Source organism: Escherichia sp. MOD1-EC7003, assembly GCF_002965065.1.
Lineage (GTDB): Bacteria > Pseudomonadota > Gammaproteobacteria > Enterobacterales > Enterobacteriaceae > Escherichia.
Genome location: NZ_PTRE01000160.1, coordinates 1 through 20,466, shown reverse-complemented (window position 1 = coordinate 20,466; position 20,466 = coordinate 1). Strand labels below are relative to the sequence as shown.

23 protein-coding genes and 1 pseudogene are annotated in these 20,466 nt (G+C 53.0%); 12 read left to right on the top strand and 12 right to left on the bottom strand.

Annotated features, from left to right (window positions below; translation table 11 throughout):
- The first annotated feature begins 26 nt into the window (after window positions 1–26).
- Both lpcA and A7090_RS22225 read left to right on the top strand, forming a co-directional pair.
- On the top strand, window positions 27–608 hold the full coding sequence (lpcA, locus tag A7090_RS22230) for a D-sedoheptulose 7-phosphate isomerase (protein ID WP_105275552.1): 582 nt from the start codon (window positions 27–29) through the stop codon (window positions 606–608).
- Window positions 609–1,402: 794 nt separating this feature from the next.
- The gene (locus tag A7090_RS22225; RefSeq protein WP_105275558.1) at window positions 1,403–2,170 is read left to right on the top strand and encodes a class II glutamine amidotransferase; all 768 of its coding nucleotides are present in this window, start codon (window positions 1,403–1,405) and stop codon (window positions 2,168–2,170) included.
- Here A7090_RS22225 and dpaA read toward each other — a convergent pair.
- The 3 genes from dpaA to dinJ form a co-directional block, all read right to left on the bottom strand.
- On the bottom strand, window positions 2,141–2,881 hold the full coding sequence (gene dpaA, locus A7090_RS22220) for a peptidoglycan meso-diaminopimelic acid protein amidase (protein WP_105275551.1): 741 nt from the start codon (window positions 2,879–2,881) through the stop codon (window positions 2,141–2,143). The genes A7090_RS22225 and dpaA overlap by 30 nt on opposite strands.
- A gap of 155 nt (window positions 2,882–3,036) precedes the next feature.
- Window positions 3,037–3,315 carry a type II toxin-antitoxin system mRNA interferase toxin YafQ gene (yafQ, locus tag A7090_RS22215; RefSeq protein WP_105275550.1) on the bottom strand — a complete coding sequence of 93 codons (279 nt, stop codon included), beginning with the start codon at window positions 3,313–3,315 and terminating at the stop codon, window positions 3,037–3,039.
- Between the two features lie 2 nt (window positions 3,316–3,317).
- On the bottom strand, window positions 3,318–3,578 hold the full coding sequence (gene dinJ / locus A7090_RS22210) for a type II toxin-antitoxin system antitoxin DinJ (RefSeq protein WP_000729703.1): 261 nt from the start codon (window positions 3,576–3,578) through the stop codon (window positions 3,318–3,320).
- A 209-nt stretch (window positions 3,579–3,787) separates the two neighbouring features.
- Between dinJ and A7090_RS22205 the strand changes: the two genes are divergently transcribed.
- The gene (locus A7090_RS22205; RefSeq protein ID WP_105275557.1) at window positions 3,788–4,537 is read left to right on the top strand and encodes an NlpC/P60 family protein; all 750 of its coding nucleotides are present in this window, start codon (window positions 3,788–3,790) and stop codon (window positions 4,535–4,537) included.
- Window positions 4,538–4,998: 461 nt separating this feature from the next.
- A complete protein-coding gene (locus A7090_RS22195; protein ID WP_105275548.1) occupies window positions 4,999–5,496 on the top strand; it encodes an REP-associated tyrosine transposase in 498 nt (165 codons plus the stop codon).
- Between the two features lie 521 nt (window positions 5,497–6,017).
- Here the strand turns inward: A7090_RS22195 and A7090_RS22190 are convergent.
- Genes A7090_RS22190 through A7090_RS22160 form a run of 7 tightly spaced genes read right to left on the bottom strand, consistent with a single transcriptional unit; the run spans window position 6,018 to window position 12,247 of the window.
- On the bottom strand, window positions 6,018–8,111 hold the full coding sequence (locus A7090_RS22190) for a flagellar biosynthesis protein FlhA (RefSeq protein WP_105275547.1): 2,094 nt from the start codon (window positions 8,109–8,111) through the stop codon (window positions 6,018–6,020).
- Complete coding sequence (gene flhB / locus A7090_RS22185; protein ID WP_105275546.1) at window positions 8,095–9,234, bottom strand: flagellar type III secretion system protein FlhB; 1,140 nt, start codon at window positions 9,232–9,234, stop codon at window positions 8,095–8,097. The genes A7090_RS22190 and flhB overlap by 17 nt, the downstream gene beginning before the upstream one ends.
- Window positions 9,224–10,006: a flagellar biosynthetic protein FliR gene (fliR, locus tag A7090_RS22180; protein ID WP_105275545.1), complete on the bottom strand. Its 783-nt coding sequence runs from the start codon at window positions 10,004–10,006 to the stop codon at window positions 9,224–9,226. The genes flhB and fliR overlap by 11 nt, the downstream gene beginning before the upstream one ends.
- Before the next feature lies 1 nt (window position 10,007).
- Window positions 10,008–10,280: a flagellar biosynthetic protein FliQ gene (locus A7090_RS22175; RefSeq protein WP_105275544.1), complete on the bottom strand. Its 273-nt coding sequence runs from the start codon at window positions 10,278–10,280 to the stop codon at window positions 10,008–10,010.
- Window positions 10,281–10,282: 2 nt separating this feature from the next.
- Entirely contained in the window at window positions 10,283–11,035 is a 753-nt protein-coding gene (gene fliP / locus A7090_RS22170; RefSeq protein WP_105275543.1) for a flagellar type III secretion system pore protein FliP, read from the bottom strand.
- On the bottom strand, window positions 11,032–11,403 hold the full coding sequence (locus A7090_RS22165; protein ID WP_105275542.1) for a FliM/FliN family flagellar motor switch protein: 372 nt from the start codon (window positions 11,401–11,403) through the stop codon (window positions 11,032–11,034). Before A7090_RS22165 ends, fliP begins: the two co-directional genes overlap by 4 nt.
- On the bottom strand, window positions 11,396–12,247 hold the full coding sequence (locus A7090_RS22160) for a FliM/FliN family flagellar motor switch protein (protein WP_105275541.1): 852 nt from the start codon (window positions 12,245–12,247) through the stop codon (window positions 11,396–11,398). The genes A7090_RS22165 and A7090_RS22160 overlap by 8 nt, the downstream gene beginning before the upstream one ends.
- A 396-nt stretch (window positions 12,248–12,643) precedes the next feature.
- Here A7090_RS22160 and A7090_RS22155 point away from each other — a divergent pair, with 396 nt between their 5' ends.
- The 8 genes from A7090_RS22155 to A7090_RS22120 are packed head-to-tail and all read left to right on the top strand — an operon-like array spanning window position 12,644 to window position 19,522.
- The gene (locus A7090_RS22155) at window positions 12,644–13,630 is read left to right on the top strand and encodes a sigma-54 interaction domain-containing protein (RefSeq protein ID WP_105275540.1); all 987 of its coding nucleotides are present in this window, start codon (window positions 12,644–12,646) and stop codon (window positions 13,628–13,630) included.
- 14 nt (window positions 13,631–13,644) lie between these two features.
- A complete protein-coding gene (locus A7090_RS22150) occupies window positions 13,645–13,986 on the top strand; it encodes a flagellar hook-basal body complex protein FliE (RefSeq protein WP_105275539.1) in 342 nt (113 codons plus the stop codon).
- Between the two features lie 4 nt (window positions 13,987–13,990).
- The gene (gene fliF, locus A7090_RS22145; protein WP_105275538.1) at window positions 13,991–15,637 is read left to right on the top strand and encodes a flagellar basal-body MS-ring/collar protein FliF; all 1,647 of its coding nucleotides are present in this window, start codon (window positions 13,991–13,993) and stop codon (window positions 15,635–15,637) included.
- On the top strand, window positions 15,615–16,625 hold the full coding sequence (locus tag A7090_RS22140) for a flagellar motor switch protein FliG (protein WP_105275537.1): 1,011 nt from the start codon (window positions 15,615–15,617) through the stop codon (window positions 16,623–16,625). The genes fliF and A7090_RS22140 overlap by 23 nt, the downstream gene beginning before the upstream one ends.
- A gap of 3 nt (window positions 16,626–16,628) precedes the next feature.
- On the top strand, window positions 16,629–17,339 hold the full coding sequence (gene fliH / locus A7090_RS22135) for a flagellar assembly protein FliH (protein WP_105275536.1): 711 nt from the start codon (window positions 16,629–16,631) through the stop codon (window positions 17,337–17,339).
- Window positions 17,332–18,672 carry a flagellar protein export ATPase FliI gene (gene fliI, locus A7090_RS22130; protein ID WP_105275535.1) on the top strand — a complete coding sequence of 447 codons (1,341 nt, stop codon included), beginning with the start codon at window positions 17,332–17,334 and terminating at the stop codon, window positions 18,670–18,672. Before fliH ends, fliI begins: the two co-directional genes overlap by 8 nt.
- 2 nt (window positions 18,673–18,674) lie before the next feature.
- Window positions 18,675–19,115, top strand: a complete 441-nt coding sequence (fliJ, locus tag A7090_RS22125) for a flagellar export protein FliJ (RefSeq protein WP_105275534.1) — start codon at window positions 18,675–18,677, stop codon at window positions 19,113–19,115.
- Complete coding sequence (locus A7090_RS22120) at window positions 19,112–19,522, top strand: adenylyltransferase/cytidyltransferase family protein (RefSeq protein WP_105275533.1); 411 nt, start codon at window positions 19,112–19,114, stop codon at window positions 19,520–19,522. Before fliJ ends, A7090_RS22120 begins: the two co-directional genes overlap by 4 nt.
- Window positions 19,523–19,678: 156 nt before the next feature.
- On the opposite strand, the gene A7090_RS26245 is transcribed toward A7090_RS22120, so the two are convergent.
- Both A7090_RS26245 and A7090_RS22110 read right to left on the bottom strand, forming a co-directional pair.
- Entirely contained in the window at window positions 19,679–20,245 is a 567-nt protein-coding gene (locus A7090_RS26245) for a hypothetical protein (RefSeq protein WP_198599605.1), read from the bottom strand.
- 40 nt (window positions 20,246–20,285) lie between these two features.
- Window positions 20,286–20,466: pseudogene (locus tag A7090_RS22110) on the bottom strand (ISAs1 family transposase); the annotation flags it as partial.

Sequence of the window (20,466 nt, the reverse complement as noted above, 5' to 3'; positions counted from 1 at the left end):
TTACATTTATGCTGAAGGATATCCTCATGTACCAGGATCTTATTCGTAACGAACTGAACGAAGCGGCAGAAACGCTGGCTAACTTTTTAAAAGATGACGCCAATATTCACGCCATTCAGCGCGCGGCGGTCCTGTTAGCAGACAGCTTTAAAGCCGGTGGCAAAGTGCTTTCCTGCGGCAACGGCGGCTCCCATTGCGACGCCATGCACTTTGCCGAAGAGTTGACCGGTCGCTACCGTGAAAACCGTCCTGGCTATCCGGCGATTGCCATTTCTGACGTTAGTCATATTTCCTGCGTCGGTAACGATTTTGGTTTCAACGATATTTTCTCCCGTTACGTTGAAGCGGTAGGTCGCGAAGGCGATGTGCTGCTGGGGATCTCCACTTCCGGTAATTCTGCAAACGTGATCAAAGCGATCGCGGCAGCGCGTGAGAAGGGAATGAAAGTGATCACCCTGACCGGTAAAGACGGCGGCAAAATGGCCGGTACAGCGGATATTGAAATTCGCGTTCCGCATTTTGGTTATGCCGATCGCATTCAGGAGATTCACATTAAAGTGATCCATATCCTGATCCAGTTAATTGAAAAAGAGATGGTTAAGGCGTAGGCCGGATAAGGCGTTTACGCCGCATCCGGCAATTGTGCGCCGGAGCCGGATGCGCTTACGCTTATCCGGCCTACAAACCTGTGCCGAACGGTAGGCCGGATAAGGCGTTTACGCCGCATCCGGCAATTGTGTGCCGGAGCCGGATGCGCTTACGCTTATCCGGCCTACAAACCTGTGCCTGAACGGTAGGCCGGATAAGGCGTTTACGCCGCATCCGGCGGTTGTGCGCTGATGCCGGATGCGCTTACGCTTATCCGGCCTACAAACCTGTGCCGAACGGTAGGCCGGATAAGGCGTTTACGCCGCATCCGGCGGTTGTGCGCCGGAGCCGGATGCGCTTACGCTTATCCGGCCTACAAACCTGTGCCTGAACGGTAGGCCGGATAAGGCGTTCACGCCGCATCCGGAGGTTGTGTGCCGGTGCCGGATGCGCTTACGCTTATCCGGCCTACAAATCTGTGCCTGAACGGTAGGTCGGATAAGGCGTTCACGCCGCATCCGGCGGTTGTACGCAGGTGCCGGATGCGCTTACGCTTATCCGGCCTACAAACCTGTGCCGAACGGTAGGCCGGATAAGGCGTTCACGCCGCATCCGGCGGTTGTGCGCCGGAGCCGGATGCGCTTACGCTTATCCGGCCTACAAACCTGTGCCGAACGGTAGGCCGGATAAGGCGTTTACGCCGCATCCGGCAGTTGTACGCAGGTGCCGGATGCGCTTACGCTTATCCGGCCTGAAAATTTTTAAATCAATCTTCGCCGGGGGCTATGCGCTCCCGCTGCTGTGGAGGTTACTTATGTGCGAATTGCTCGGGATGAGCGCTAACGTCCCTACCGATATCTGCTTTAGTTTCACCGGGCTGGTGCAGCGTGGTGGTGGAACCGGGCCACATAAAGATGGCTGGGGCATTACCTTTTACGAAGGTAAGGGCTGTCGCACATTTAAAGATCCACAACCCAGCTTTAATTCCCCCATCGCCAAACTTGTCCAGGACTACCCAATAAAATCCTGTTCGGTTGTGGCTCATATTCGCCAGGCAAATCGGGGTGAGGTAGCGCTGGAAAATACTCACCCGTTTACTCGCGAGCTATGGGGGCGCAACTGGACTTATGCCCATAACGGGCAACTGACGGGCTATAAATCACTGGAAACCGGCAACTTTCGCCCGGTCGGTGAAACCGACAGCGAAAAAGCCTTTTGCTGGCTGCTGCATAAATTAACGCAGCGTTACCTGCGCACGCCGGGCAATATGGCGGCGGTGTTTAAATATATCGCTTCACTGGCAGAAGAGCTGCGGCAGAAGGGGGGCTTCAACATGCTGCTTTCGGACGGACGCTATGTCATGGCGTATTGCTCGACTAATCTGCACTGGATCACCCGCCGCGCACCGTTTGGCGTGGCAACGTTGCTGGATCAGGATGTGGAAATCGACTTCAGCTCGCAGACCACACCGAATGATGTGGTCACGGTGATTGCGACACAGCCGCTGACGGGCAATGAAACCTGGCAAAAGATTATGCCAGGCGAATGGCGCTTATTTTGCCTCGGGGAGCGTGTAGTTTGATGCCAGTTGTGGCTGAACCACTTCGTGGCTTAAAGGCTTGCTGACCACGTAACGGCCATTGACCACAGAAACGGTCGGTGGCTTACGGGTTTGCTCAAAGTAGTCGTAGCCTGGCTTCAGCTGCTCCCAGAAGTCCTTAAAGTTGGAATATTTATGGCGCTGCATATTGGCGTCGGTCATGCGGAACGGATAAATACTCACTTGCACTCTCGGCTGACCAAACACCAGCGCACCAGTAACGAACTGGAATATTTCATCAATACCCTGATTGGTCATTGCGTAGCAGCCGATGGAAACACAATCGCCGTGGATCATCAGGTATTTCCCTTCATAACCATGCGCACGGTCATAGGCATTGGGGAAACCAATATTAATCGCTTTGTAGTAACGACTGTTCGGTTTTAACTGATTACGCTGGACGCTATAAAATCCTTCCGGGCTTTTGAAATCCCCCTGACGCTGTTTTGGCCCTAAACCGCCGGAATATTTACAGATTTTATAACTGTCGAGCAGCTGATATTGCTCGCCCATTTTGACGTAGAGATCGAGCGTACGCTCTTCCTTGAAGATCTGGATGTAGACAGGAGAGCCCATCAACTGCTGCTTATACTCTTTGCTCACTGGCGTGGTCGATCTACTGCTGCCCAGCAAACCGGCAAACGAAACGCACGGGATCAACAACATCGCAAGAATTAATGCGATTTTACGCATACTGCTTATTCCTTGATAAAACGGTTACACACGCCAGGACGGCAAAATAGATCCCAAATCGGAATAATCTGGATTTGGATGGCTCACATTATCACCAAAAGGGTTTTACGCAAACCTGTCGGCGCAGGGTTTACAAATTTCATCGGAAGCGGGCTTTACCCAAAGAGCGCCACGTGAGTTCCAGTTCTCTCAAATCGTAAAAGTTTATCGGTAAGTTTGTAAATCAGGATCCAGTCCGGTTCGACATGAGCATCGCGATAACCTTTCCATGAACCTTGCAGCGGGTGGTCTTTATAAACAGCTGGAAGCGGTAAAGTATTATTGATAAGAAGCGTCATAAGATATTTCAATTTATTCATATCCTTATGACGCTTTTGTGCAAGTTTTACATCCTTTGAAAATTGTCCCGAGTATTCAATATCCCTTTGAATCATATTTAAATTCCTAATTTATCAAATAAATCATCGGCGTCTTTGGCCTTATGAACATCAATGCCAGCTTCGCTGTTTTTAATTGATTGAATGGTTAATTGATTAGGCTCGCGTAAATCAAACGGCAATGCCTTTTCACGCGCGACCTTTGTGAGGGTTATGCGAACCAGGTCAGAGATGGTCAGCCCCATCCCGGCCAGTACGTCCGCCGCCTGATTCTTCAAATCCTCATCGATTCGGGCGCGAACAAATGCGTTAGCAGCCATTGGGGTAACTCCTGTGCTGTATATTTATTCAGCTTGAATTGTAGCTCAAATGAGCAACAGCGACAATCCATGAGTAATTTAATAAACGGATGTTTTTACATAATTAACTGAAATATATTTATTAATTTTATAATAATGGTTTATTAAGTTTGTTCATGTACGGGCCGGGATACACTGCAACATCAATGCATGACCAGCCATTATTGAGAATATCTTTGCCGTCGATTCCCTCTTTTGTGTTGTTGGGATTACTGTTGCTTTGCTTGCCGTTTTCTTCATTTGCCAGCGCCACTGCATCACATATCTCTTTTAGCTACGCTGCCCGCCAGCGGATGCAAAACCGTGCGCGTTTTTTAAAACAGTACCAAACCCAGCTGAAAAAACAGGCCAGCTACGTTGTAGAAGGCAATGCTGAAAGCAGAAGGGCACTGCGTCAGCACAACCGTGAACAAATTAAACAGCACCCCGAATGGTTTCCTGCGCCACTTAAGGCAAGCGACCGGCGCTGGCAGGCGCTCGCAGAAAACAATCATTTCCTCAGCAGCAACCACCTGCATAACATCACCGAAGTGGCGATTCACCGCCTGGAACAGCAACTTGGCAAACCTTACGTCTGGGGCGGCACGCGGCCCGATCAAGGTTTCGACTGTAGCGGGTTGGTTTTTTATGCCTACAACAAGATCCTTGAGGCGAAGCTCCCGCGCACGGCCAATGAGATGTATCACTATCGGCGGGCGACCATTGTGGCGAATAACGATCTGCGCCGGGGAGATTTGCTGTTTTTCCATATTCACAGCCATGAGATTGCTGACCATATGGGGGTATATCTGGGCGATGGACAATTTATTGAGTCGCCACGCACGGGTGAAGCCATTCGGATAAGTCGGTTAGCCGAACCTTTCTGGCAGGATCATTTTTTGGGCGCGCGCCGGATTCTGACGGAAGAGACGATTTTGTAGGCCGGATAAGGCGTTCGCGCCGCATCCGGCGGTTGTGCGCAGGTGCCGGATGCGCTTACGCTTATCCGGCCTACAAACCTGTGCCTGAACGGTAGGCCGGATAAGGCGTTCACGCCGCATCCGGCGGTTGTGCGCTGATGCCGGATGCGCTTACGCTTATCCGGCCTACAAACCTGTGCCTGAATGGTAGGCCGGATTAGGCATTCGCGCCGCATCCGGCGGTTGTGCGCCGATGCCGGATGCGCTTACGCTTATCCGGCCTACAAACCTGTGCCTGAATGGTAGGCCGGATAAGGCGTTCACGCCGCATCCGGCAATTGTGCGCAGGTGCCGGATGCGACGCTGACACGTCTTATCATGCCTACAAGTCTGTGCATTTTTTGCGAGCCGCTTTCCCGATATAACACAACTTCATTGTCGACCTTTCCTTTTCTTCTTACTGTTGAGAAAAAGGAGTCGCTATGTCTGAATATCGTCGTTATTACATCAAGGGGGGAACATGGTTTTTCACTGTAAATTTACGGAATCGTCGAAGCCAACTTTTGACCACCCAGTGCCAGACACTCCGTAACGCCATTATTAAAGTTAAGCAGGCCAGACCTTTTAAAATTAACGCCTGGGTAGTTTTGCCAGAACATATGCACTGTATCTGGACATTACCCGAAAGCGATGATGATTTTTCCTCTCGCTGGCGGGAGATTAAAAAACAGTTCACTCAAACTTGCGGATTGAAAAATATCTGGCAGCCGCGTTTTTGGGAACACACCATCCGCAATACCAAAGATTATAGGCATCATGTTGATTATATTTATATAAACCCAGTAAAACATGGTTGGGTAAAGCAAGTGAGTGATTGGCCATTCTCAACGTTCCATCGCGATGTCGCGCGAGGGTTATATCCCATCGATTGGGCGGGAGATATAACGGATTTTAGTGCCGGGGAGCGTATCATTTTATAATTGTGCACCGCATCCGGCAATTGTGCGCCGGTGCCGGATGCGCTTACGCTTATCCGGCCTACAAACCTGTGCCTGAACGGTAGGCCGGATAAGGCGTTTACGCCGCATCCGGCAGTTGTGCGCCGGTGCCGGATGCGCTCACGCTTATCCGGCTTACAAACCTGTGCCTGAACGGTAGGCCGGATAAGGCGTTTACGCCGCATCCGGCAGTTGTGTGCCGGTGCCGGATGCGCTCACGCTTATCCGGCCTACAAACCTGTGCCGAACGGTAGGCCGGATAAGGCGTTTACGCCGCATCCGGCAGTTGTGCGCCGGAGCCGGATGCGCTCACGCTTATCCGGCCTACAAACCTGTGCCTGAACGGTAGGCCGGATAAGGCGTTTACGCCGCATCCGGCGGTTGTGCGCAGGTGCCGGATGCGCTCACGCTTATCCGGCCTACAAACCTGTGCCTGAATGGTAGGCCGGATAAGGCGTTTACGCCGCATCCGGCAATTGTGCGCCGATGCCAGTGCCGGATGTTTACATCAACGCCCCCATAATCTTCAACTCCAGCTCATCCGGCACCTCGTTATACGACAGCACATGCAGCCCCGGCGCAAACAACCTTGCATAACGCGCCAGCAAAGGACGCAGTTGCGGCGGCACCAGTAGCACTGGGTCTTTCCCCGCCGCTTTCATCTGCTCCTTCACCTGCGGCATCGTACTTTGGAACTGGTTGAGCATATTCGGGTCTACCGGCACGCTGTCGAGCATCACTTTGCCGCCCTGTTGCACCTGACTCACCACATTGGTCAGCAGATTTTCCAGCTCATTATTCAGCGTATACACCGCCAGCTCCTGCTTGCGCACGAACGGATGGGTAATGCTGCGCCGTAGCGCCAGACGTACATCGGCTGCCAGCAGAATATGATCTTTAGTTACCGCGCTACTGGCGACCAGCACGGTGGCGATGGTCACAATATCGCGTAGGGAAACCTCTTCGGTCAGCAGCGCCCGGTACACTTTCAGCAACTGACTGTAATTCAGCGCGGAGCTCAAATCTTCTGCCAGTCGCGGTGCCATCGATGACAAACGGTTATGCAGCTGCGTAATGTCATCATAGTTAAATAAATCAGGAATATAGCTGCGCACAATCTTATTCACATGGGTGGCAATTACGCTGGCGCTGTCAATTACCTGATACCCCATATTCAGCGCCTTCGCTTTTTGCGCGGGCTGAATCCAGGTGACCGGCATGCCATAAGCCGGGTCGTTTCCCAGCACGCCGTCAATCTCGCCATAGGTTTCGCTGGAGGGGAGCGCCATCAGTTTATCAGCCGGAATATCCGCTTCATCGGCCTTAATGCCGTTGATGAAAATGGCGTACTGGCTGGGCTTGAGGCGGAAATTTTCCCGAATGCGGATTTCCGGCAGCAGCACGCCGTTGCCATCAGAAATCACCTGCCGCACACCGCGAATACGCTGGGTGAGCGGATTACCCTGCGCTTTATCCACCAGCGCTACCAGTTTGTAGCCAAGGCTTAAACTGATTGGCTCAATCAGTGGAATCGTCTCCCAACTGACCTGTTGCTCGCTGGTTTCAGTGATGGTGCGGGTCAGCGTTTCAAGGCTTTTCCCTTCTACCTCTGCCGCTTGTGGGCGCTTGCTCATCCTCCAGCCAGTAAAACCAAGCAGGGCGCTGAACAGCAAAAATGGCAGATGCGGCATCCCTGGCACTACCGCCAGCACAAACATTATTCCGGTGGCGGTGTAGAGCACTGACGGGCTTGCCAGCAGCTGGTGGCGCACATCATGGGCGATATCGCCGTTGTCGCTGACGCGGGTGACGATAATCGCCGCCGCAGTGGAGAGCAGCAGAGAAGGGATCTGCGCCACCAGTCCGTCACCGATGGTCATCAGCACATACTGCTGGAAAGCGGCGTCGGCACTCAGGTTGTATTTGAAGATCCCAATACAAACACCGCCGATCAGGTTGATCGCCAGAATCATCATCCCGGCGATGGCATCCCCACGCACAAACTTCGACGCCCCGTCCATCGCGCCGTAGAAATCAGCCTCGCTGGCAACGTCCTTACGCCGGGTTTGCGCCTGCGCCTGGTTGATCAATCCGGCGTTAAGATCGGCGTCAATCGCCATCTGTTTGCCGGGCATCGCGTCCAGGGTAAAGCGGGCAGAAACCTCGGAAATACGCTCGGCCCCTTTGGTGACAACGATAAAGTTGATGATCATCAAGATGATAAACACCACAAAGCCGACGACAAAGTTGCCGCCAATCACCACCTGACCAAACGACTCAATCACTTTACCCGCCGCGCCCGCGCCGAGATGCCCGTGCAGCAGCACCACGCGCGTGGAGGCGACGTTGAGCGTCAGGCGCATTAAGGTGGTGATCAGCAAAATGGTCGGGAACAGGCTGAATTCCAGCGGTCGTTTCGCTGATACCGCCACCAGCAGCACCATCACCGCCAGCACAATGTTGAAGGTGAACAGAATATCCAGCAGAGCAGGCGGCAGCGGCAAAATGATCATCGCCAGAATACACAGGATCACCAACGGCACGCCGAGATTGCCGCCGCGCAGCAGCGCGAGGAACGATTTAGTTGTTTTCGTCATCCAGTTTAAGTACCTCTTTGGGAATGGAAATATGTCTGTTCAGGGCAGGACGCGGCTGTGCGCCATCGCGCCAGTGCTTCATTTGCAGGACGTAGGTCAGAACGTGGGCGATGGCCCGGTAAAGCTGAAAAGGAATTTGCTGGTTCACCTGGGTGGTGTAGTAAACCGAGCGTGCCAGCCGTGGAAACTCCACCACTTCCACCTGATTTTCGGCGGCGACCTGGCGAATATAGAGGGCGATCTCATCGGTGCCTTTGGCGACAACAAACGGCGCGGCAGCGCGCGACTGGTCATACTGCAACGCCACGGCATAATGCGTTGGGTTGGTGATAACCACGTTGGCTTTCGGCACAACTTTGCGGATTTGTCCCATCGCCAGTTGCCGTTGCAACCGCCGCACGCGCGCCTTCACTTCCGGCTTGCCTTCCTGATTTTTGTACTCTTCTTTCAGCTCCTGTTTGGTCATCTTTAGCCCTTTGGTAAACAGGGCTTTCGCCAACGGCACGTCGATAAGCGCAAAGAAGATAAACAGGATGACAAAGTTACGCATCACGCTGGCGTAGATCGATAAACCATCATTAATCGCCAGTTTGAACGGCAGCGCCTGGAGACCGATAAAGGTGGCAAAGTTGTTGCGCAGGCTGATCCATAGCATTACCAGTATAACTACCGATTTCACCGTCATCTTCCCCGTTTCCACCAGATGTTCACTGGAAAACAGCCGCCCAATGCCTTTTAACGGACTGATTTTGCTGAAATCCGGGAGGATTTTTTTCGGTAAGAATAGCAAGCCGCCAGGCACCAGCGAAGAAAGTAGCGCGGCGGCAGGCATCGGCAACAAGGTGAGAATAAATTTACCGAGGATCAGCAGGTGATGACGCAGAAACTGGCTGATCACCTCCGGATTATTAATCTCCTGCGCGTACTGATGCACACTGATAAAACTCTCGCGCACAAAATCGGCATACCACGGGAAACTGCTGGAGATCACTACAAATGCCGCAAACAGGCTCGCCGCCAGCCCCATATCCTTCGAGCGCGGCAGTTGCCCTTCTTCGCGCGCTTTACGCAGCTTTTGCGCCGAGGGCTTCTCTGTTTTTTCTTCGCTGCTACTATCTGCCATAATGACCTTTTAGCGCGTCGAGTTGTTGCAGAACAAAATTCGCCAGATGCAGATAATGATCCGGCAGGTTGTAAAGCAGGGTGGCAAAGCAGACCAACCCCGCCAGCATGTTGATGGGAAAGCCCAGCGAAAAGAGGTTTAGCGGCGGTGCAATGCGGTTGAGCAGACCAAAGCAGCCTTGCACAATCAGCATGATAAAGGTGGTGGGGAGTGCCAGCAGCATCGCGGAAGCCAGCACCCAGCTAAAGGCCAGCGCGATGGTCCGCAGGGATTGTGGATGCAGCGCGTTGCCAATCGGCCAGTAAGTGAAGCCCTTGAACAACACGCTTACCAGCAGCAGATGCCCGTCCATGGCAAAAAACAGCAGGATAGCGTAGACGTTGATAAGCTCTGCCAGCACGGTCGTCGATGCGCCGCTGCTTGGGTCGTTCATCACCGCCATGCTCATCCCCATATTGAACGAGAGGATCTGTCCGGCCAGTTGCAGTGCCAGAAACAGAAACTGAAACATTAGCCCGAACAACATACCCCATAAAATTTGTTCCAACGTCAGGATCAGGCTGTTGAGCGAAAGCAGGTCGTGGGGAAGGGGATGCGGGATCAAGGGCGTGATGATCATCGCCAGTGCCAGCGACAAAATGATCCGCACGCGCACGGTCAAGGCGCTGTTATCCAGTACCGGCACATAGCGCAGAAACGCCATAATGCGCACGAAGGGAAACCACAGCCCCAACGCCAGATCCATCAGTTGCGTAACGTCGCTTGTGCGCATCTTAATGAACCAGCAAGGCGGCCTGGGTAAACAGATGAATGCACAGGTCATGCAACTGGATAATCATCCATTTGCCGCACACGCCCAGCACCACCAGCGTGACAATCAGCCTCGGCAAAAAGCTCAGGGTCTGTTCGTTAATCTGCGTTACAGCCTGGAACACACTCACCAGCAGGCCGACCAACAAACTCGGCACTACCAGTACCGAAACCAGCAAAATCACCACCTTAATGCCGCTGGCGACAATGTCAGCGGCTGCGTCAATAGTCAACATAATCAGCCCAGCCCCAGCCCGCGAATGCTGGTGGTGAGCGTGCCGATGGTCAGCGACCAGCCGTCGATCAGCACAAACAGCATCAGCTTAAACGGCAGCGAGACAATCAGTGGCGACAACATCATCATCCCCATTGCCATCAACACGCTGGCGACAATCAGGTCGATAACCAGAAACGGGATGTAAATCATAAAGCCAATCTGGAAGGCGGTTTTCAGCTCGCTCAACACATAGGCGGGCACCACGATGGAGAGATCCTGGTCGGCGGCATTGCCCTTTGCGCCACCGATAGTCATGATTTGCGCCATCGCTTTTTTATCGGTCTGCGCCAGCATAAAGCGTTTCAGCGGCGTCGCGGCGGTGCTTAACGCATCGGTCAGGGTAATCTGATCGTTTTCAAACGGCACCACCGCGTGGTCGTAAATATTAATCCAGATAGGGCGCATCACCAGCATGGTGAGTGCCAGCGCAATGCCAATCAGGATTCGGTTAGGCGGCGTTTGTTGCAGCCCCAGCGCCTGGCGCAGCAGCGACAGCACGATAATAAAGCGTGTGAAGCAGGTCATCATCAGCACCATCGTCGGCAGCAAACCGACGAGGGTCATCAGAATCAGCACCTGAATTTTGACGCTGTACTCCTGGGTGTTGCCGTGGGTGACCACGTTAAGCAGCGCAATATCGCCGCCCTGGGCCAACGCCAGCGGCGCAACTGCCAGCAGCGCAAGGCCGAGCGTCAATTGAGTGCGGCGTTTCATGGCGCCAGATCGTTGATATCGCGGGTGTTAAACTCCAGCACGCGCAGGCCGTACTTCTCGTTGACCACCACCACTTCCGCTTTACCCAGCAGGATATTGTTTACTTTGATATCCAGCGGCTCCCCGGCGAGTTTATCCAGCTCAACCACTGTGTCGTCGTCGATGTTGAGTAGGTCGGCTAACATAATCTCCACCGACGACACTTCCAGCGTTAACGTGACCGGAATGCGTTTTAGCAGCGTCATCGAGTCGGAAAAGCGGTCTTCCAGGCGGGTGACCAGCGTATCGGCGTCGGCAGATTTCGCTACAGATGTCACTTCATCAGTGAGGCCAAAATCCTCGGCTAAAATATCTTCTTGCTTACTCATGGCTATTCTCATTTTTGCCCGCCAGATCCGACAAAAACAACTTGTCTTTGTCTTCCACAATCAGGGCGGTAAATAATTCAGATTGCCCAATCGCTACCGGGAATGTTTCCCCCAGTGAAATGGGTAAAATATCCCCGGCTTTTATCTGCGTCAGGTCGGCAACATTCAGCGACAGCTCAGCAATTTTGACGTTCAGGGTCAGCGGCAGGGAGCGGATGATTTCTTTAATCAACGCTGGTTTATTTACCGATTTCGCCACCTGCTGCGGTTTATTGTGTTCGCTGTGGCGAATCAGATTTAAAATAAAATCGGTATGGGCATCGTCGAGCAAAATATGAAAACAGCTCTCTTCATCGCCCGCGAGGGTAAAGGTTAACTGATATGCCCAGTGGGTGATCACCGTGCTGCTGTCGAGTTTTAATTTCAGCGCGATACCCGAAGTTTGCAGATTAAATATCAGCGTGCAGATATCCAGCGCAAGGCGGTTTTTTAACCGCGTTTCGGTTTTGGTCGGTAACCCGTCATGAGATTTAGCCTCTTCGAGAGAAGACTCCAGACCATAAAAATTACCCAGCAGCATTAACAGTAATGAACGATCAATATCAAATGCCAGGTGTCCGACCTGAGAAACCATCAGTTCGGCGTTTTTATTAATAGTATCCATTTCGCAACCAATCTTTTTTAAGGTGATATTGCTGCGATGTTTTTTGAGAAAGTAACTGCCAAGATGTGAATCAATAACATCAAAATTCCCCGTAAACAGGGTCGGCAGGCGATGGTAGGGGCGTCCGAGCCGATTACCTTCTAATTTAAAGATGCCTGGCGTTTTACTGTACTTCAGCATGGCTTACTTTCTCTGCTGTAATGGTATGGATGTTTCTGTGCACGCAAATCCGGCAGTGACACAAAGGTGAGGTATTAAATAGAGGGGGCGTGAAAGGGGCAAATTATTAATAGGGTGAAAAAATAATTAAATTATTAATGGGTGAGATATCGGGCATCGGTGCACAATTGCCGGATGCGGCGTAAACGCCTTATCCGGCCTACGGTCCGGTTTTGTAGGCCGGATAAGCGTAAGCGCATCCGGCACCAGCGCACTGGCGCAGGCATGGTGTTACATGTAACTCATTGTTCATAAACAAATAATATTATTATTATCGTTTAATTCGAATTTGTTAATCCCGCCGGTGATACGCTTCAGAACATCCTGTTTTCTGTCGCTACTGATATCGTTCACCCTATGTCTGAACTTATTGCAACTGCCGCTTCCAGCATTAACGCTTTTACTCTGGCAAAGCGTGTCGCCGCTTTTAACGTGCCGGTGCTCATTCAGGGCGAAACCGGCGCGGGCAAAGAATGCGTGGCGAAATATATTCATACTGTAGCCTTTGGTGAAAATGAAAACGCGCCCTATATCGGCGTGAACTGCGCGGCGATCCCGGAAAACATGCTGGAGGCTACGTTATTTGGCTACGACAAAGGCGCATTTACTGGCGCAATTGCCAGCGTACCTGGGAAAATGGAACTGGCCAATAACGGCACTTTATTACTCGATGAAATTGGCGATATGCCACTGGCATTACAGGCCAAAATATTACGCGTATTACAGGAACAACAGGTTGAGCGATTAGGCAGCAACCGACAAATTAAACTCAATTTTCGCCTGATTGCCTGCACCAATAAAAACCTCGAACAGGAGGTTGCCACCGGACGTTTTCGTGAAGATCTCTATTATCGTCTGGCAGTCATTCCTATTACCATGCCGCCGCTGCGAGAACGTCTGAACGATATTATTCCGCTGGCAGAGTCATTCATTAAAAAATACTCCACGGTGCTGGTAAAAAATATCACCCTTTCAGAATCTACCCGCCGGGCGCTGCTTAATTACCGCTGGCCGGGTAATGTTCGCCAACTGGAAAACACTATTCAGCGTGGGATGATCTTAAACCGCGACGGCGTTATTTACCCGGACGCCTTAGGCCTGCCAGAAACTGACGTGACCGAACATACAGAACTGCAATGGCATATTCAGCCAATTTTACAACTGAGCGAAACCAGCGATTTAGGTCAGCACGGACGTAGCGCTCAATATCAATATATCGCCGACCTGATGCGTAAATATCAGGGCAACCGCAGCAAAATCGCCGACCTGTTAGGTATTACCCCGCGCGCACTGCGCTATCGGCTGGCCTCCATGCGTAAGCAAGGAATCGAAGTTTTCTCCTGACCTGGAAGTTAAAAATGAGCATTACCACAATCAACAGCACTATGCAGGCGCAAATCATGCAGGATGTGCAACGGATGCAGGCCAACGCCCAGGCACCAGTGCTGCCCGCCATGACCTTCAGTTCCATGAATCCAGATGTTTCGTTCAACCGCATTATGCAGGGCATGCTCGGCCACGTTGACCAGTTTCAGCAAGTGGCGGAGCAGCAGCAAACGGCGATCGACATGGGCAAAAGCGATGATCTGGCCGGGGCGATGATCGCCAGCCAGCAGGCCTCGCTCTCTTTCTCCGCGTTGGTTCAGGTGCGCAATAAAATCGCCACCGGGTTTAATGACCTGATGAGTATGTCGATCTAACACTATGAATGAACTGATCAAAAAGTTTACCCAGGCACTTCCGGCGTTTCGTTTTCGCCTTGACGGCAACAAACGCTGGGCGCTGATGGCAGGGCTTGCCGTGGCGGTGACGGCGATTATCGTCAGCGTGCTGTGGACCGGCAATCGCGGCTACGTCTCGCTCTACGGACGCCAGGAAAATCTGCCCGTGTCTCAGATTGTCACGGTGCTGGATGGCGAAAAACTGACCTACCGCATCGATCCACAAAGCGGGCAGATTCTGGTGCCGGAAGAGGCGCTCTCGAAAACGCGCATGACCCTTGCCGCCAAAGGCGTGCAGGCGATCTTGCCCAGCGGCTACGAGCTGATGGACAAAGACGAAGTGCTCGGCAGTAGCCAGTTCGTGCAGAACGTGCGCTACAAACGCAGCCTCGAAGGGGAACTGGCGCAGAGCATCATGTCGCTGGACGCGGTGGAGAGCGCGCGGGTGCATCTGGCGCTCAATGAAGAAAGCTCGTTTGTGGTTAGCGATGAGCCACAAAACAGTGCTTCGGTGGTGGTGCGGTTGCACTACGGCGCGAAGCTGAATATGGACCAGGTCAACGCCATTGTACATCTGGTTTCCGGCAGTATTCCGGGGCTGCACGCCAGCAAAGTGAGTGTGGTTGATCAGGCGGGTAACTTGCTGACAGACGGCATTGGCGCGGGCGAGGCGGTTTCTGCCGCTACCCGTAAACGCGATCAGATCCTCAGAGATATTCAGGATAAAACCCGCGCCAGCGTGGCGAACGTGCTGGATTCGCTGGTCGGCGTGGGCAATTACCGCGTCAGCGTGATGCCGGATCTTGACCTCAGCACCATCGACGAAACCCAGGAACACTACGGCGATGCACCGAAACTTAACCGTGAAGAAAGCGTGCTGGACAGTGATACTAATCAGGTGGCGATGGGCGTGCCCGGTTCGCTCAGCAACCGCCCGCCGGTTGCAGCTAATCAAATAACCAATGGCGCGACGCCAGCCGACGAAAATCGCTCGCCAGAAGCGTTGTCGAAACATAGCGAAAGCAAGCGCGACTACTCATACGACCGTAGCGTCCAGCATATTCAGCATCCAGGCTTCGCGGTGAAACGCCTTAATGTAGCGGTGGTACTCAACCAAAGCGCCCCGGCGCTGAAAAACTGGAAGCCGGAGCAGACCACGCAACTGACCGCGCTGCTGAACAATGCAGCGGGTATCAACACCCAGCGCGGCGACAATCTCACGTTATCGTTGCTCAACTTTGTGCCGCAGGTAGCTCCGGTCGAACCGGTGATCCCGCTGTGGAAAGATGACAGCGTACTGGCGTGGGTACGGCTGATTGGCTGTGGCCTGCTGGCACTGTTGTTGCTGTTCTTTGTGGTGCGCCCACTGATGAAACGGCTCACCACAGTGCGAGCGCCGGTTATCGCAGAAGCGGAAGCCGTCAGCGAACCGTGGATCGCTATGCCGGAAGAGGAGCGTAAAAACGTCGATCTGCCGTCGCTACCCGGCGATGACAGCCTGCCGTCCCAAAGTTCCGGCCTCGAAGTGAAGCTCGAGTTCCTGCAAAAACTGGCCATGAGCGACACCGATCGCGTCGCCGAAGTTCTCAGACAATGGATTACCAGCAATGAGCGAATTGACAATAAATAAGAGCAACAGCTACCTGGAACAGGCGGCAATCCTGCTGCTGTGTCTGGGCGAAGAAGCGGCGGCGACGGTGATGCAAAAACTCAGCCGCGAAGAAGTGGTGCGCCTGAGCGAAAACATGGCGCGACTCTCTGGCGTCAAAACCAGCATGGCGCGCAAAGTGATCAATAACTTTTTTGATGAGTTCCGCGAGCAAAGTGGGATCAACGGCGCATCGCGTTCCATGTTGCAGAGCATTCTCAACAAAGCACTGGGAAGCGAGATCGCCAGCAGTGTGATCAACGGTATCTATGGCGATGAAATCCGCTCACGGATGGCGCGCCTGCAATGGGTGGAACCGCGCCAGCTGGCGATGCTGATCTCCGAAGAGCATCTGCAATTGCAGGCGGTGTTTCTCGCGTTTCTGACGCCGGAAATCTCGGCGGCGGTGTTGTCCTATCTCAACGAATCGGTACAAAACGAAATTCTCTATCGGGTGGCGAAGCTCAACGACGTCAACCGCGACGTGGTGGATGAACTGGACCGCCTGATCGAACGTGGCCTGTCGGTGCTTTCGGAACACGGCTCGAAGGTGAAAGGCATCAAACAGGCGGCAGATATCGTCAACCGCTTCCAGGGCAACCAGCAGGTGATCCTCGACCAGATGCGCGAACGCGATGAAGACGTGCTGGAGCAGCTTCAGGATGAAATGTACGACTTCTTTATCCTCAGCCGCCAGAACGAAGAGGTGCGCCGACGCCTGCTTGACGAAGTGCCGATGGAAGACTGGGCGGTGGCGCTGAAAGGCACCGAAGCCCTGCTGCGCCGTTCCATTTACGCGGTAATGCCAAAACGCCAGGTGCAGCAACTGGAAGCGATCACCGCGCGTCTTGGGCCGGTGCCGGTCAGTCGTATCGAACAGATCCGCCGCGAAATCATGGGTATCGCCCGTGAACTGGAAGAGGCGGGTGAACTTCAGCTACAGCTCTTTGCGGAACAGACGGCAGAGTAACCCATGACCATTGAAATACTGCGCGGGCGCTACCGCCTGCATCGTTTCCCGCCGCGCCAGCATGCGGTAGCCGGAGAACCGCTCACCGCCAGCATCAGCGCCGCCGATTACCAGCGTCAGTTGATGGACGGTTTTCAGGAAGGGCTGCAAAAAGGGTTTGCCCAGGGAATGGCCGAAGGCCAGGAGCAGGGCTTTAGCGAAGGTCATCAGCAAGGTTTTGCCGAGGGGCGACGCCAGGGCTACACCGAAGGCAGCCTCGCCGGGCAGCAGGAAGGGCGCAAACAGTTTATTGAGGCGGCGCAACCGCTGGAAGCCATCAGCGGAAAAGTGAACGACTTCCTCGCCCATATCGAACGCAAACAGCGGGAAGATTTGCTGCAACTGGTGGAAAAAGTCACCCGCCAGGTGATCCGCTGCGAACTGGCGCTGCAACCGACGCAGTTACTGGCGCTGGTGGAAGAGGCGCTGGCGGCCTTCCCGGCGATGCCGGAAACCCTGCAAGTGATGCTGAGCACGGAAGAGTTTAACCGCCTGCGCGACGCGGTGCCGGAAAAGGTCAACGAATGGGGGCTGATGCCTTCGCCTGATTTGCCGCCGGGCGAATGCCGGGTGATTACCGACAAATCTGAACTGGATATCGGCTGTGAGCATCGCCTTGAACAATGCATGACCGCGCTGAAAGAAACCCTCACGCCGGAGTCGCAGGGTGAGTGATTTTTCTGCGTTCGATAACGCCCTGCGCTCGCTGGAGTCGATCCCGCTGGCCCGCGTCGCCGGGCGGCTGGTGCGCCTTAACGGCATCCTGCTGGAGAGCGTCGGCTGCCCGCTAATGACCGGGCAGCTGTGCCGCATCGAAAGCGCCAATCACACGCTTATCGACGCGCAGGCCGTAGGCTTTAATCGCGACATCACTTACTTAATGCCGTTTAAACAGCCGGTCGGCCTGATGGCAGGCGCGCGCGTCTTCCCGGAAGAGAAAGCCCACGACATCCTGATTGGCGAAAGCTGGTTAGGCCGCGTGGTGAATGGCCTCGGCGAACCGCTGGATGGCAAAGGCCGCCTGAACGGCAACGACCTTCTGCCGCCGCTGCCGCCGTCGGTCAATCCCTTAACCCGCCGTTCGGTGGACGAACCGCTGGACGTGGGCGTGAAAGCGATCAACGGCCTGCTGACCATCGGCAAAGGCCAACGCGTTGGGCTAATGGCGGGCAGCGGCGTCGGGAAAAGCGTGCTGCTGGGGATGATCACCCGCCAGACCAAAGCCGACATTGTGGTGGTCGGGTTGATTGGCGAACGCGGGCGCGAAGTGAAAGAGTTTATTGACCACTCGCTGGGTGCGGACGGGCTGGCGAAGTCCATCGTCGTTGTCGCGCCTGCCGATGAATCGCCGCTGATGCGCCTGAAAGCCACCGAACTGTGTCATTCCATCGCCGCCTGGTTTCGTGACCGCGGGCATCACGTTTTACTGCTGGTGGATTCCCTCACCCGCTACGCGATGGCGCAGCGGGAAATTGCCCTCTCGCTGGGTGAACCGCCCGCCACCAAAGGTTATCCACCATCGGCATTCGGCATGATCCCTAAACTGGTCGAGAGCGCAGGCAACAGCGAAAGCGCGGGATCTATGACCGCCATCTACACCGTGCTGGCAGAAGGTGACGACCAGCAAGATCCGATTGTCGACTGCGCCCGCGCGGTGCTGGACGGGCATATCGTATTAACCCGCAAACTGGCAGAAGCGGGGCACTATCCGGCCATTGATATCGGCCAGTCGATCAGTCGCTGCATGAATCAGGTCACTCGCCTGGAACATCAGCAATCTGCCCGCGCGTTAAAGCAAAACTACGCCGCGTATATGGAGATCAAACCGCTGATCCCGCTCGGCGGCTACGTGGCAGGTGCGGACGCCAGCGTTGACAAAGCGGTAAAAATGTTCCCGGCCATCGAGCGATTTTTACGCCAAGAGATGCGCGAACCCGCTTCCCTCGAACTGGTGCAAAGTCGCCTGCAAATCCTCTTTCCCACCGCCAAAAAAGCAGAAGGGCAATAACCATGCGACAAATTATCGACACGCTGGCGCAGTTGCAGCGCCTGCGGGATAAATCAGTCAAAGATAAAACCGTTGAGCTGGCAAAGCAGAAACAGATTTGTGCGGGCTATGACAACAATATTAAGGCGTTAGGCTACCTTGTCGAGAAAACGTCTGCGGGAGCGGCGGCGTCGGTGGAATCGCTGAAAAACGTCAGCGGCTACAAAGGCACCTTGCGCAAGGTGATCGCCTGGCAGGAGCAGGAAAAAACGCTGGCTAATATCAAAGCCACACGAATGCAGAAAAACCTGACGGCGGCGGCGTGTGAAGAGAAAGTGGTGGCCCTGACGCTGGACGACAAACGCCGCGAGCAGCAAGAAACCGCCACGGCGAAAGCGCAAAAAGCGGTGGATGATATCGCTGTCCAGTGCTGGTTACGGCACAAGTTAGCGGATCAACTATGAAAACGGTACTCACTTTCGGCACGTTTGATGTCTTTCACGTGGGTCATCTGCGTATTTTGCAACGTGCCCGCACGCTGGGCGATCGACTGCTGGTCGGTGTGTCGTCAGACGCCTTAAACATCGCTAAAAAGGGCAGGGCGCCGGTTTACCATCAGGATGAGCGTATGGCAATTATTGCCGGGCTGGCGTGCGTGGACAGTGTATTTCTGGAGGAATCGCTGGAGCAAAAAGCGGAGTATTTGCGCCGCTATAGCGCGGATATTTTAGCGATGGGCGATGACTGGGCAGGGAAGTTCGACAGCTTTGCGTATATTTGTGAGGTGGTGTATTTCCCCCGTACGCCGTCGGTGTCGACGACGGGGATCATTGAGGTGATTAGGGGAATTCCTGATAGCAACCGATTGTGATCTACAAAAAATAGTGACAAGCATTCCGGAGTGTATTCGTTATCTAATCGTATGTGCATATGATATGACATTAAACAGCTCCTTTTTATCTGTATGGCATGAATAATGGACTGAAATTCGATAACTGATATACGAACTCAACAGCAGTAAATTATATTATTTCTCACTACGTAGCAATTCATGATGTATTTCCGTTATGCATTCGTAAGACTCATTTTTATTCGGAAGGTGTGCTATCATGCGAGCATAAGTTGGTTTATCATCTTTGAAATAATTTACCATAATTGGATTATCAAGGATTGCCAACAACTGCTGTGGGTCACTACTATTTTTTTGATAGATCTCAGCTCTTATAGGACTCCTAAATCGATCACCAAGAAATGCAGTTTTTTCTGCTACATTTAGCAACTTCTGAAAGGTTCCTTTAGCGGGAGGCGTTTCATTTAGTCGAACTGTTCCAACACGAATTAAGAGCCTGGAATTATTAGAAGTAAATTTATTATTTTTACACGTACCTAATTCTGTTTGCCAATAATATTCACCAAAATCATTACTCCGATACCACTCCCATATTGGTTTGCTTTTTAAAACTGGGAATGCGGAAAAAATAACGCCATTAGTGAAAACGGTAAAGCAATCATAATATTTAGTTTGTATTTCACAATCAGCTATGGCACGAAAACCAATGAACATTGCCAGCCAAAAAAAATAACATTTTTTCATTATCTAATACATCCTGAGATCTATGTGACAAGGAATTTGTCAATCTAACTTTTTCCTCAAAGGCTTTATTAAGCCGCCCCTGATTTCCTTTTACAGCGAATAAATAATCACCTCCCTGCTTTTGTATCTTCTCTGCAATATCTTTCTGGCAACCCATTGCATCAGTTGTGATGATTTTTCCTTTAATATCCAACATGTTAAGAAGTTCAGGAATAGCTGTA